This window comes from Actinomadura formosensis, from assembly GCF_050948385.1.
Classification (GTDB): domain Bacteria; phylum Actinomycetota; class Actinomycetes; order Streptosporangiales; family Streptosporangiaceae; genus Spirillospora; species Spirillospora formosensis.
The window spans coordinates 3,728,275-3,740,046 of the sequence record NZ_CP192011.1 but is presented as its reverse complement, the minus strand read 5'-3'; the positions used below and the strand labels follow the sequence as shown (position 1 = coordinate 3,740,046).

Genomic DNA, 11,772 nt, shown 5'->3' with positions numbered 1-11,772 from the left:
TCGTTCGTGATACGTGCGCTCGGGGGCTGATCGGTTCAAGGGTGATCGTCCAGGGGTGGTGGGGCTGTCCTCGGCCCGGTGGTGGGGCGTGGTTGTTAGTGTGGCGGCCATGTCGAGGCCGTTGCCGCCGGGTGATCCTGTTCATCTGGGGCCGTTTCGTTTGTCGGCGCGCTTGTCGGAGTCCGCCGCCGGGATCGTGTTCCTGGGGGTGGACGGTGAGGGCCGGCGGGTGAGTGTGGCGGTGTTGAACCGTGGTGCTGCGGGGGATGCGGCGGCGCGGGATCGGTTCCGTGCGGCGATCAATGCGGCGGTGCCCGCGCGGGGCGGGGTGCCGGGTGCCGTGCGGGGGCGGGATGAGGGTGCGGGGGGTGCGGCGCCGGTGGTGGCGGCGCAGCCGGATGGTCCGGCGCCGTGGGTGGCGACGGTGTACGAGGCGGACCGGGTGGGGGCGGAGCGGTTTTTGGAGCCGGTGGTGTTGCGGGGGGCGGATCGGGGCTGGTGGGGTGGTCGGCGGCGTGGCCCGCAGTTCCAGCCGTATTGGTTGGGGTCGGGGGAGCCGGCGTTGGAGGGGCCGCCGGGTCCGGTGCCGGGGCCGCCGGCGGGTGTGGTGGGGGAGCGTCCGCCGGAGCGGAATCTGGTGGCGGCGGTGGTGGCGTTGGCGGGGGCGCTGCTGGTGCTGGCGTTGCTGATGGGGGTGTTGTTCGCGTGTCAGCCGGTGGTGCGGGAGCCGGCGCCGGAGCCGCCGGAGCCGGCGCCGTCGTTCCGGGCGCCGTCGCAGTCGCCGGTGCCGACGTCGCCGCGGCCGTCGCCGTCGGGTGCGCCGACGTCGCCGTCGCGTCCGGGGTCGCCGTCTCCGGCGCCGTCGCCGTCGGGTGGCAGTGGCGGGGGTGATGGTGCGCCGTTGTGAGTGGTCGCGGGTGAGGCGGGGGGAGCGGTGTTGTCCGGCGGGGTGGGGGCGGTGATCATGGGGGGATGGTGGAGAGTCTGCTCGCGTTTGCGGGTGCGGCGGTGCTGATCGCGATGGCGCCGGGGCCGAGCACGGTGGTGATCATGCGTCAGTCGATGCGGTCGGGGCGGCGTGCGGGGCTGGCGACGGTGCTGGGGAACGAGGCGGGTGTGCTGGTGTGGGGGGTGGCGGCGGCGGTGGGGCTGTCGGCGCTGCTGGCGGCGTCGCGGGTGGCGTATGAGGGGTTGCGGGTGGCGGGTGCGGTGGTGTTGGTGTGGTTCGGGGTGCGGGCGCTGTGGCAGGCGCGGCGTGGTGGCCGGCCGGGTGGGGTGGTGCCGGAGGTGGGGGGTGCGGTGTCGTCGGGGTGGCGGTGTTTCCGGTTGGGGCTGGTGACGAATTTCGCCAATCCGAAGGCGGGGGTGTTCGCGGTGTCGTTTCTTCCGCAGTTCGTGCCGCAGGGGTGGCCGGTGGGGTGGGTGCTGGTGGGGTTCTCGGTGCTGTGGGTGTTGATCGACTTGGCCTGGTACACGGCGGTGGTGTGGTCGGTGGGGGCGGCGCGGCGGTTGCTGGGGCGGCCGGTGGTGCGGCGGCGGCTGGATCAGGTGTCGGGTGTGGTGCTGGTGGGGTTGGGTGTGCGGTTGGCGGCGGAGGCGCGTTGACGGACGAGTGGGTGGGTGTTTTGTCACATTTTCATGATCGATTTTTGGGGGTGGTGGTCGTAGCCTGGGGCGATGACCGCTCTGGATGATCTGACCGACCGGTACGCCGACGAGCTCGCCATGCTGGATCCGTGCCTGGCGGCGTTGATGGGGATCGCGGGGCAGGATGCGCGGCTGACCGACTACGGCCCGGACGGGGCGGCGGCCCGCGCGGATCTGACGCGGCGGACGCTGGCGGAGCTGGACCGTACGCCGGTGGAGGGTGATGCGGGGCGGGTCGCGGCGGCGGTGCTGCGGGAGCGGCTGGAGGTGGAGCGGGCGCTGGACGAGGCGGGGGTGCGCGAGGGGTTCCTGGACACCACCGACGGGCCGGTTCAGCGGCTGCGGATGGCGTTCGAGCTGCTGGATCAGGGGGCGGGGACCGACTGGGAGGCGGTGTGGGCGCGGCTGCGGGCGCTGCCGGGCGCGCTGGCGGGGCTGCGGGTGTCGCTGGAGCGGGCGTCGGGGGCGGGGCGGGGTTCGGCGCGGCGGCAGGTGCTGCGGAGTGCGCGGGAGTGTGCGGAGTTCCCGGGTTATCTGGCGGGTTTGGCGTCCCGGTACGGGGACGGGCCGCTGCGGGACGGGCTGGTGGAGGCGGCGCGGGCGGCGGGGGCGGCGCTGGGGGAGTTCGCGTCGTTCCTGACGGGGGTGCTGGCGCCGCGGGCGCCGGAGCGGGATGCGCTGGGCGCGGACCGGTACCGGCTGGGGGTGCGGGAGTTCCTCGGCACCGAGCTGGACTTGGCGGAGACGTACGCGTGGGGCTGGGAGGAGCTGGCGCGGATCGAGGCGGAGATGGCCGAGGCGGCGGCCGAGATCCTGCCGGGTGAGCCGCTGCCGGCGGTGATGGCGGCTTTGGACGCCGACCCGGCGCACCGGATCACGGGCGCGGAGGCGTTCCGGGGGTGGATTCAGGAGCTGGCGGATCGGGCGATCGCGGAGCTGGACGGGGTGCATTTCGACATTCCGGAGCCGTTGCGGCGGATCGAGTGCCGGATTCCGCCGGTGGAGTCGGGGGTCTACTACCTGGCGCCGGCGGAGGACCTGTCGCGTCCGGGGACGGTGTGGTGGACGGTGGACGGTCCGGACGCGGAGGTCGTGACGTGGACGGTGCCGACGACGATGTTCCACGAGGGGGTGCCGGGTCATCATCTGCAGTTGGGGATGACGACGCTGAATCGGCGGCTGGACCGGTTCCACCGGCTGTCGAGCGAGCTGCATCCCGGGTATTGCGAGGGGTGGGGGTTGTACGCCGAGTGGCTGATGGGGGAGCTGGGGTATTACCGGGATCCGGCGCACCGGCTGGGGATGCTGGTGGGCGGTCAGCGGTTCCGGGCGGCGCGGGTGGTGCTGGACATCGGGATGCATCTGGAGCTGCCGATCCCGGAGGGGACGGGTTTCCATGAGGGGGAGCGGTGGACGCCGGAGTTGGGGGTGGAGTTCCTGCGGTCGAGGAAGGGCCCGGATCCCGATTCGATGGTGGCGTTCGAGATCGACCGGTATCTGGGGCGTCCGGGGCAGGCGATCGCCTACAAGCTGGGGGAGAAGGTGTGGCTGGAGGCGCGGGACGCGGCGCGGCGCCGTGCGGGTGCGGTGTTCGATCTGAAGGAGTTCCATCGGCGGGCGCTGGAGTTGGGGCCGATGGGCCTGGATCTGCTGCGTGCTGAACTGGCCCGCACCTGACAGGGGTCAGACGGGTTCGGAGGGGTTGAGGCGGGGCCGGGCGGGGCTGCGGAGCGTGTCGATGCCGGTTTCGCGGAGCCGGCGGCCCACCGCAAGGGCGGCGGTGGCGGTGTCGGTGACGGCGGAGGAGGGGCCGGGGGGCGGGCCGTCGGGGCTGCGGGCGAGATGGCAGGCGGTCTCGTCGCCGGGCGTGAGGACCTGCTTGGTGTAGTCGGGCGGCCAGTGCAGGAGTATGCGGCGGCCGCAGGTGGGGCACGCCCATTCCTCGTGCCCGGACTCCGCGGTCCGGATCAGCTGCATCTCGTGCGTCCTGTGTACGACGGTGACCCCTCCCGGTGATTCGTTGGCGGATTCCGGTAAAGGCTCGCCTCTTTGGGATTTCCCACGTCAAAGTGGTTAAACGGCAGGGGCAAGAGTCTTTAAGGTCGAGACTGTGCGGGGTTGGGGGCGGCCGGAACGCCGGTGAGGGCGCGGTGGACGGCGCCGCCGATCTCCGCGATCGCCTCGGCGGGGCGGCGCGCGAATGTGCCCCAGCCGAGGAAACCGTGGTCCAGGCCCGTCCCGGTGATGAGGGTGACGGGGACGCCGGCGGCGCGCAGGCGGGCGGCGTGCCGTTCGGCCTGGGGGCGCAGCCGGTCGTATTCGGCGGTCGCGATGATCGCGGGGGGCAGTCCGGAGGGGTCGGGGTCCAGCAGCGGGGAGACGTCGGGGCGGGTGCGGTCGGTGCCGCGCAGGTAGGCGGCCAGGGCGCGGCGCATCCCGGACCGCATCCCGGAGTGCGGTATCGGCAGCCCGTCGGGGTCGGGTGGGGGCGGCGGGACGTCCCGCAGGTCGAGCGCCGGGTACAGCAGGACCTGCAGGGTGGGCCGGGCGGGTCCCGGCCGGCGCAGGAGCCCGGCCGCCGCGGCGGCGAGCTGCCCGCCCGCGCTGTCGCCGGCGACCCCGATCCGGGTGGCGTCCAGGCCCAGCGGGGCGGCGCCCCGGACGGTCCAGCGGACGGCGGCGACGGCGTCGTCCAGCGCGGCGGGGAAGGGGTCCTCGGGCGGGCGCCGGTACCCGACCGACACCCACGCGACGCCGCTGGCGGCGGTGAGTGCCCGCACGACAGGGTCGTAGGAGTCGACGTCGCCGAGCACCCAGCCGCCGCCGTGGAAGTAGACCAGTGCGGGCGCCGGCCCGTCGGTGGCGGGCCGGTACAGCCGGGCGGGCAGCGGCCCCGCCGCCCCGTCCATGACCAGGTCCCGGACGGTGCCGGCGGGCACGCGGGGGGAGCGGGCGAGGTCGGCGGCGTGCGCGCGGCGCGCGTCCTGGACCGTCCCGCCCGGCTCGGCGGGTTCGGCGGGTTCGGCGAGGCGGCGCCGCAGGAACGCCAGGTATTGCGGGTCGCGGCCCCTCACGTCCCCGAGCCTACGTCGCCGGTGCCTTGTTCCCGCCCGGAGAACCCGGCCCGGGAAAACCCGTTGGGCCCGTGGGGGCGGCCGCTCTACGATCACGCGCATGGGTTCGCTGATCGGCGCGGCGCGGGTGGTCGTCTCCGCCGCCGCCTACATCCGGCTGCGTGAGCGCCGCCCCGTCCTGGACCGCCGGGTACGCGCCGCCGCCTGACCTTTCCCGCGGTCCGCAGCGCCCGCGCCGCCCGGTGATGCGCGGCCTGCGCGTCACCCGGCCGCCGTGCCGCGGGCACGGCCTGCGCCGCCGCGTGCCCGTGACCGTCCAGGGCCCCCCGATGTCCCTGACCCTCGGGAACCGCGCGGCCCCCGGGGAACCGCGCGGCGGCAGCCCCTCCAGGGGAAAACCCGTTGCGGCGCCGCGCGGCCGCGGGGCACGCTGTGATCACGCGGACGCCCCCGGCGGATGTGGGTTCGACTCCCACCGGCGTCTCTGGTCCCGTCCCCGCTGTCACCCTGGGGACGGGACACCCTGCCCGGCCGGGCAGGGTCAGCCGGGCAGGGTCAGGCGATCTCGCGCAGCCGGGCGTCCAGGGCGTGCAGGTCGGGGACGAACCACACGTGGTCGGCGGTGTTCGACTCCCGCACCAGGGCGGCCAGCGCCGGGCTGGCCGCCGTCCACCGTCCGATGTCGCCGACGATCGCCAGCCGCAGCCGGTAGGTGACGAACTTCTGCATGATCTCCCCGGCGAGCCGGGTGCCCAGCGAGAAGAACTGCTCGTCCAGCCGCGCCGCGGGCACCGCCACGACCTCCGCGCCCAGGAACGATGCGCCGATCAGTTCCAGCGCATCGTCCACGGTGCTGATCGGCGGGCCGTCCGGGGCGCACACCAGCACCGTCATCCCCGCCCGCTCCTGCACCAGGTCAGCCATCGTCGTCCTCCCCGTCCGGCCGCCCGTCCAGCAGCCCGTTCTCGCCGCTGATCACCGCGTCGAGCATGTGCAGCACATCGGCGGTGGCCGCGGCGCCGCCCAGGATCACGATCTTCATCCGGTTGCGTTCCTCGTCGTGGACGACCTGCAGGCGCAGTGCCCGCCCGGGATCGCCGGCGCCAGTGCCGGCGCCGGCCTGCACGAGCGTGGCCAGCCGGCCCGCCGCGTCCCGCCCGACCCCCTCGATCTGGACGATGCTCGACACCTCCACCGAGCCGGGCGCGGGTGCGGGCGCGGGCCGCCCGGTCAGCGCCTCCAGGTCGGCGCGCGCCACCCGGTACTGCTTGCCGATCCGCACCGCCTTGAGCCGGCCGTCCCGGATGTAGCCGCGCACCGTCCGCACATGCAGACCCAGCAGCCCGGCCACCTCCTCGACCGAGTACATTTTCTCCTCCATCACTCCCTAACCTAGCTGAAATAGGGAGTGATAGGGAACTTTACGACCCTTCGCGATGCTCTCGCCGGGTGTGCCGGGGCGCTGACGGCGGCGGGGGCAGGGCGCCGGCGATGCAGTCCAGGACGCGGTCCAGCCCGTAGCGGAACTGCTCCTCGGGGTCCATGTGGGGCAGCCGCGCGTCCCTCACGATCCGCTCGAACATCGGGTACCGGCCGGTGTCCAGCAGTTCGCGGACGTAGGGGGCGTTCTGCGTCATCCAGCGTTCCGGGGTCATCCCGCTCTGCCGCATCTCCCGCATCCACTCGATCTCACCGCGCACGACGCGCTCGACGTAGCCGTTCAGCATGTCCAGCAGGGTGAGCATCTCGTCGATGGGGACACCGACGTCCAGGGCGCCGAACGCGAACTCCAGCAGCCGCAGCCGGTTCGGGCCGAGCGTGGCGCGCGGGCGGTACAGGCCCACCAGCCACGGATGCCGCCGCCACGCCGCCCGGGTGTTCTCGGCGATCAGCGTCAGGTCGGCGCGCCAGTCCCCGGTGGGACGGTCGGGGATGTCCATTTCCAGCAGCACATGGTCGATCATCAGCTCGATCAGGTCGTCGCGGGACGGGACGTAGCGGTACAGCGACATCGCGCCCGTGCCGAGGTCGGCCGCGATGCGGCGCATGGAGGCGGCCTCCAGCCCCTCGGCGTCGGCGATGCGGATCGCCGCCTCGGTGATCTGGGCGCGGCTGTAGGCGGGGCGCGGCCCCCGGCCCTGCCGCTCGGGCATCGACCAGATGCTGACGTGCCGCTCGCCGCCGGTCACCGAACCTCCTGCTCGCCGTCGTTGTGAGCATCCTAGTTGCGTACGCCGTACCCGGTTGTCTACCGTAGATGCGTACGCTGTACCCAGAGGAGGCGGAGTGACGAACGAACCGATCGTGGTGGCCGAGGCGCTACGCAAGCGCTACGGCACCACCCAGGCCCTGGACGGCCTCGACCTCGCCGTCCCCGCCGGGACCGTCTGCGGCGTGCTCGGCCCCAACGGCGCCGGCAAGACCACCGCCGTGCGCATCCTGGCGACCCTGGCCGACGCCGACTCCGGGCACGCCCGCATCGCCGGCCACGACATCGCCCGCCACCCCGACCGGGTCCGCGCCCGCATCGGGCTGGCCGGCCAGCACGCCGCCGTCGACGAGAAGCTCACCGGACGCGGCAACCTGCGCATGTTCGGCCGCCTCCACCACCTGTCCGGACGCGACGCCCGCCGCCGCGCCGACGAACTGCTGGAACGGTTCGGGCTGATGGACGCCGCCGACCGGCAGGTGAGCGGCTACTCCGGCGGGATGCGGCGCCGCCTCGACCTGATCGCCAGCCTGATCCTGCGCCCCCAGGTGCTGTTCCTGGACGAGCCCACCACCGGCCTGGACCCCCGCAGCCGCGGCGAGATCTGGGACGCCGTCCGCGACCTGGTCGCCGACGGCACCACCGTCCTGCTCACCACCCAGTACCTGGACGAGGCCGACCACCTCGCCGACGACATCGCCGTCGTCGACCACGGCCGCGTCATCGCCACCGGCACCCCCGACCGGCTGAAGGCATCCATCGGCGACCGCCTCGACGTCGTCCTCGGCGACCCCGCCGACGCCGGTGCCGCCGCCGGCGTCCTGTACGCCCTCGCCGGGGCCCACCCCGCCCTGGACGGCGCCCGGCTGTCGGTCCCGCTGCCCGCCGGCGCCGTCCGGCTCGCCGACGTCGTCCGCGAACTCGACCGCGCCGGCATCACCGCCGCCGACGCCGGACTGCGCCGCCCCACCCTCGACGAGGTGTTCCTGCGCCTCACCGCCGGCCCCGCCGGAGACCAGGCGGGCGACCAGGCCGGCGAGCGCGAGAAGGAGACCGCCCGATGACCGCCCTCACCGCCCACGCCGGACGGCTGCGCTGGGCCCTCGCCGACGGCCTCACCCTCATCGGACGCGAACTGTCGCGCGTCCGCCGCGAACCCGGCGAGCTCATCGCCGCGCTGATCTTCCCCGCCGTCATGGTCGTGCTGTTCGGGTACGTGTTCGGCAGCGCGATCTCCGTCCCCGGCGGCGGCGACTACCGCGAATACCTGATGCCCGGCCTGTTCGCCATGGTCACCTTCACCGCCACCATGGCCGTCACCATGCGGGTCGCCACCGACGCCTCCCGCGGCGTCATGGACCGGTTCCGCTCCATGCCGATGGCCCGCTCGGCCGTCCCGTTCGGGCAGACCGGCGCCGAGATCCTCAACGGCGTCCTCGGCATGGCCGTCATGGCGGCGGCCGGGCTGCTGGTCGGATGGCGCGCCCACCGCGGGATCGGGCCCACCGCCGAGGCGTTCGCGCTGCTGGCGCTGATGCGGTACGCGCTCAGCTGGGCCGGCTGCTACCTCGGGCTCGTGGTGAAGAACGAGCAGACCGCCGACCAGCTGATGCCGCTGGTGTTCCCGGTCACGATGCTGTCCAACTCCTTCGTCCCCACCGGCGGCATGCCGAAGGTCCTGCAGGTCATCGCCGACTGGAACCCCGTCAGCGCCCTCACCGCCGCCTGCCGCGGCCTGTTCGGCAACCCCGGTGCGCCCGCCGCGTCCCGCACCGGGGATCTGGCGTGGTCCGTCGCGCACCCCGTCGCCGCCACCCTCGGCTGGGCGGTGGTGCTGCTGGCGATCTTCGTCCCGCTGTCGGTGCGCACCTACCGGACACGCGGCCGCTAGCGACGGAACCAGCGGGGGCGCTCGGAAGTTATGGTGATTTGGGGGGCGGATCGCGATGAGAGGCGTGACCGTGGACGACGACAGGGACCGGGACGACAGGGACCGGCGCGACGGCGGGCTCGTGGAGCGGGCCGACCGGGCCGCCGCCGAGCGGCTGGAGGAGATCTGGGACGGGCTGGCGCCGGCCGCCGCGACCGCCGCGCGGCTGGCCGCGCAGGCCGGGGAACCGGTGCGCGACACCGCCCGTGACGCCGCCGCGCTCGCCGCGGCCCGCGTCCTGGAGCAGCTGTCGGGCACACCCGCCATGCGGGTGATCGAGCAGGCCGCGCGGGACGCCGCCGTCCGGGCCGCGAGCGCCGCCGCCGAGCGTGCCGTCACCGAGGCCCGCGCCGCCGCCGCGGCCAACCCCGCCACCGCCGGCGCGTTCGAGGCCGCGACCGCCGCGATGGTCCTCGCCGAGCAGGCCGCGCAGCATCCGGCGGCGGTCGCCGCGCGCCGCTTCGCCGCCGGGCACCCGCTGACCCGCGCCGCCACCGCGACCGCGCTGGACGTCGCCGGGCGCACCGCGTCCGCGCCCGTCGTGCAGGCCGCGACCAAAGCCGTCGTGGACGCCGCGATCGACACCGTCGCCGGCGCGGCCGCCGACGCCGCCCTGATCGTGGGCCGGGACGTCGTGGCCCGGGTCGTCCGGCAGACCGCCGAGCAGGCCGCGCGGGACCTGGCCGCCGCGCTGCGCGACACCGCCCGCGACGCCGCCGAGGACACCGGCCTGGCCGCCGAACTGGCCCCCCTGACGGGTGCGGCCGCCGACCTGGCCTCCCGCGCGGCCGGATCACAGGCCGCGCGGGCCGCCGGGGACCTGCTCACCGCCGCCGCGGGCAGCGCGTTCGCCCGCACCGCCCGTGACCTGGCCGTGCGCGCCGCGGGCCGCGCCGCCACCGCCGCGATGGAGGCCGTGCTGCGCGAACTGCTCCGCGACGCCCTCAAGCTCGCGCTGAAGGAGGAACTGCGCGGAGCCATGCTGGAGGTGTCCCGCGACGTGGTCGTGGACGTCGCCAAGACCACCTGGACGACCGCGACCCGTCCCGCGCCGGTGACGGCGTCCGTCATCGTCGAGGCGACCGTGCAGACCGGCGAGCAGACCGGTGACGCGCAGGACGGCGACGCGTGGGCGGAGGCCACCGCCCAGGTCACCACCGAAGTCACCACTGAACCGCTGCTCGCGGGATCCGGTCCCCGCGGGATCGCGGAGAACACCACCAACGGCACCGACCAACAGGAAGTGAGCCCGATGGCCGACACGCTCGACGACACCGCCGTCGCGGACCGCCTGCGCGGCCTGCCCGCCTGGAGCCGGGACGGCGACGCCATCCGCCGGCAGGTCGAGGCGCCCTCGTTCCTGGCCGGGATCGACGTGGTCACCGACGTCGCCCGCGCCGCCGAGGACGCCGACCACCATCCCGACATCGACATCCGCTGGCGCACCCTGACCTTCACGCTGTCCACCCACAGCGCCGGCGGCCTCACCGGCAAGGACTTCGACCTCGCCGCGACGATCGACCAGATCGCGGCCCGGCACGACGCCGAATAGGTGCCCGCCCAGGTCGCGGTGTGCGGGCCGGGCGAGTGCACCGCACGCGAATGGGACCTCGCCTACCAGACCGGGCGGCTGCTGGCCGGCCGCGGCGCCGTGGTGATCTGCGGCGGGCTCGGCGGCGTGATGGCCGCCGCCGCGGCCGGTGCCCGCGCCGCCGGAGGCACCGTGGTCGGCGTGCTGCCCGCCGCCGACCGCGCCGCCGCCGGACCCGACCTCACCGCCGTGATCCCCACCGGCCTCGGCCAGGCCCGCAACAACGTCATCGTCAACGCCGCCGACGCGCTCATCGCCGTCGGCGGATCCTGGGGGACGCTGTCGGAGATCGCGCTGGCCATGCGCGCCGGGCGGATCCCCGTCGTGCAGCTCGGCGGATGGCACGTCCACGACCAGGACGGACGGCCCGCCGGCGGCATCGTGCACGCCGGCGGGCCCGCCGCCGCCGTCGAGGCCACCGGACTGTGGGGCCGCGGCACCGCGGGCTAGTGGGCGGAGAAACCGCCGTCCACGAAGATCGACTGGCCGGTGACGTAGCCGGACGACGCCGACGCCAGGAACACCGCCGCGCCCGCGAAGTCCTCCGCCAGCCCGTTGCGGCCCGCCATCGTCCGCTCGGCCAGCGCCCTCACCTTCACCGGGTCCGCCGACACCCGGGTGTTGAGCGGCGTCATCACGAACCCCGGCACGAGCGTGTTGGCGGTGACGCCGCGGGCCGACCACGCCTCGGCCTGCGACCGCGCCAGCGCCACCAGCCCCGCCTTGGACACCCCGTAGGCGCCGCTGGTCAACGACGCACGGAACGCCTGCTGCGAGGCGATGTGGATCAGCCGCCCGAACCCGCGTTCGGCCATGCCGGGCCCGAACCGCTGCCCGAGCAGGAACGGCGCGTCCAGGTTCACCGCCATCGTGGTGTCCCACACCTGCGCGCCGAGATCGTCCATCGGCGGCCGCAGGTTGACCCCCGCCGCGTTGACCAGGATGTCGGGCTCCCCGAACGCCGCCGCCGCCTCCTCGGCCGCCTTGGCGACCGCGTCCCGCGAGCCCAGGTCGGCGCTGACCGACGCGGCCCGGCACCGGTGCCCCTCCAGCTCCCGGGTGGTCGCGGCCAGCTCCGCCTCCCGCCGCGCGACCACCACCACCGCCGCGCCCGCCCGCGCGAGCGCCACGGCGATCGCCCGGCCGATGCCCGAGCTGCCGCCCGTCACGACCGCGACCCGACCCTCCAGCGAGAACAGCTCCGACAGGTACGGGGCGGGGGAGGTCTGGTCGCTCATGACCGCAGAGTCTACGGTTCCGGTGACGGCTCGGCCGGGGGAGACCCGGCAGGGGCGGTGGCCGTCACGGCCGGGAGTCCGCC

General features: G+C 74.8%; 13 protein-coding genes. 6 read left to right on the top strand and 7 right to left on the bottom strand.

Annotated elements, in window-relative coordinates; genetic code table 11:
• Window positions 1–708: 708 nt before the first annotated feature.
• A complete protein-coding gene (locus tag ACQP1N_RS17725; protein WP_067806239.1) occupies window positions 709–966 on the bottom strand; it encodes a hypothetical protein in 258 nt (85 codons plus the stop codon).
• A gap of 6 nt (window positions 967–972) precedes the next feature.
• Between ACQP1N_RS17725 and ACQP1N_RS17720 the strand changes: the two genes are divergently transcribed.
• Together ACQP1N_RS17720 and ACQP1N_RS17715 are read left to right on the top strand one after the other, a co-directional pair.
• A complete protein-coding gene (locus ACQP1N_RS17720) occupies window positions 973–1,605 on the top strand; it encodes a LysE family translocator (protein ID WP_433225310.1) in 633 nt (210 codons plus the stop codon).
• A gap of 72 nt (window positions 1,606–1,677) precedes the next feature.
• Window positions 1,678–3,324, top strand: a complete 1,647-nt coding sequence (locus ACQP1N_RS17715; RefSeq protein ID WP_433225308.1) for a DUF885 domain-containing protein — start codon at window positions 1,678–1,680, stop codon at window positions 3,322–3,324.
• A 6-nt stretch (window positions 3,325–3,330) separates the two neighbouring features.
• On the opposite strand, the gene ACQP1N_RS17710 is transcribed toward ACQP1N_RS17715, so the two are convergent.
• From ACQP1N_RS17710 to ACQP1N_RS17690, 5 genes are all read right to left on the bottom strand, one after another.
• Entirely contained in the window at window positions 3,331–3,624 is a 294-nt protein-coding gene (locus ACQP1N_RS17710) for a hypothetical protein (RefSeq protein WP_067806233.1), read from the bottom strand.
• A gap of 119 nt (window positions 3,625–3,743) precedes the next feature.
• Complete coding sequence (locus ACQP1N_RS17705) at window positions 3,744–4,721, bottom strand: alpha/beta hydrolase (RefSeq protein ID WP_433225305.1); 978 nt, start codon at window positions 4,719–4,721, stop codon at window positions 3,744–3,746.
• A 555-nt stretch (window positions 4,722–5,276) separates the two neighbouring features.
• A complete protein-coding gene (locus ACQP1N_RS17700; RefSeq protein WP_067806224.1) occupies window positions 5,277–5,645 on the bottom strand; it encodes a DUF4180 domain-containing protein in 369 nt (122 codons plus the stop codon).
• Window positions 5,638–6,102, bottom strand: a complete 465-nt coding sequence (locus ACQP1N_RS17695) for a helix-turn-helix domain-containing protein (protein WP_433225303.1) — start codon at window positions 6,100–6,102, stop codon at window positions 5,638–5,640. Before ACQP1N_RS17695 ends, ACQP1N_RS17700 begins: the two co-directional genes overlap by 8 nt.
• Before the next feature lie 40 nt (window positions 6,103–6,142).
• Entirely contained in the window at window positions 6,143–6,910 is a 768-nt protein-coding gene (locus tag ACQP1N_RS17690) for a TetR/AcrR family transcriptional regulator (protein WP_067806218.1), read from the bottom strand.
• Between the two features lie 97 nt (window positions 6,911–7,007).
• Here ACQP1N_RS17690 and ACQP1N_RS17685 point away from each other — a divergent pair, with 97 nt between their 5' ends.
• From ACQP1N_RS17685 to ACQP1N_RS17670, 4 genes are all read left to right on the top strand, one after another.
• Window positions 7,008–7,994 (top strand): ATP-binding cassette domain-containing protein, encoded by a 987-nt coding sequence (locus tag ACQP1N_RS17685; RefSeq protein ID WP_242609044.1) that lies wholly within the window; start codon window positions 7,008–7,010, stop codon window positions 7,992–7,994.
• Window positions 7,991–8,821 (top strand): ABC transporter permease, encoded by an 831-nt coding sequence (locus tag ACQP1N_RS17680; RefSeq protein ID WP_433225300.1) that lies wholly within the window; start codon window positions 7,991–7,993, stop codon window positions 8,819–8,821. The genes ACQP1N_RS17685 and ACQP1N_RS17680 overlap by 4 nt, the downstream gene beginning before the upstream one ends.
• A gap of 70 nt (window positions 8,822–8,891) precedes the next feature.
• Entirely contained in the window at window positions 8,892–10,412 is a 1,521-nt protein-coding gene (locus ACQP1N_RS17675) for a 4a-hydroxytetrahydrobiopterin dehydratase (RefSeq protein WP_433225298.1), read from the top strand.
• Window positions 10,413–10,901, top strand: coding sequence for a TIGR00725 family protein (locus tag ACQP1N_RS17670; protein WP_433225296.1), 489 nt, complete (start codon window positions 10,413–10,415; stop codon window positions 10,899–10,901).
• Here ACQP1N_RS17670 and ACQP1N_RS17665 read toward each other — a convergent pair.
• Window positions 10,898–11,689 (bottom strand): SDR family NAD(P)-dependent oxidoreductase, encoded by a 792-nt coding sequence (locus tag ACQP1N_RS17665; protein WP_067806913.1) that lies wholly within the window; start codon window positions 11,687–11,689, stop codon window positions 10,898–10,900. The two genes, ACQP1N_RS17670 and ACQP1N_RS17665, sit on opposite strands and share 4 nt — an antisense overlap.
• Window positions 11,690–11,772 lie beyond the last annotated feature (83 nt).

What these genes read in the sequence shown, in the direction of transcription:
- ACQP1N_RS17700 (WP_067806224.1), bottom strand. Translation starts at nt 5,645, where the DNA reads ATGGCTGACCTGGTGCAGGAGCGGGCGGGGATGACGGTGCTGGTGTGC.
- ACQP1N_RS17665 (WP_067806913.1), bottom strand. Translation starts at nt 11,689, where the DNA reads ATGAGCGACCAGACCTCCCCCGCCCCGTACCTGTCGGAGCTGTTCTCG.
- ACQP1N_RS17710 (WP_067806233.1), bottom strand. Translation starts at nt 3,624, where the DNA reads ATGCAGCTGATCCGGACCGCGGAGTCCGGGCACGAGGAATGGGCGTGC.
- ACQP1N_RS17695 (WP_433225303.1), bottom strand. Translation starts at nt 6,102, where the DNA reads ATGGAGGAGAAAATGTACTCGGTCGAGGAGGTGGCCGGGCTGCTGGGT.
- ACQP1N_RS17680 (WP_433225300.1), top strand. Translation starts at nt 7,991, where the DNA reads ATGACCGCCCTCACCGCCCACGCCGGACGGCTGCGCTGGGCCCTCGCC.
- ACQP1N_RS17715 (WP_433225308.1), top strand. Translation starts at nt 1,678, where the DNA reads ATGACCGCTCTGGATGATCTGACCGACCGGTACGCCGACGAGCTCGCC.
- ACQP1N_RS17725 (WP_067806239.1), bottom strand. Translation starts at nt 966, where the DNA reads ATGATCACCGCCCCCACCCCGCCGGACAACACCGCTCCCCCCGCCTCA.
- ACQP1N_RS17720 (WP_433225310.1), top strand. Translation starts at nt 973, where the DNA reads ATGGTGGAGAGTCTGCTCGCGTTTGCGGGTGCGGCGGTGCTGATCGCG.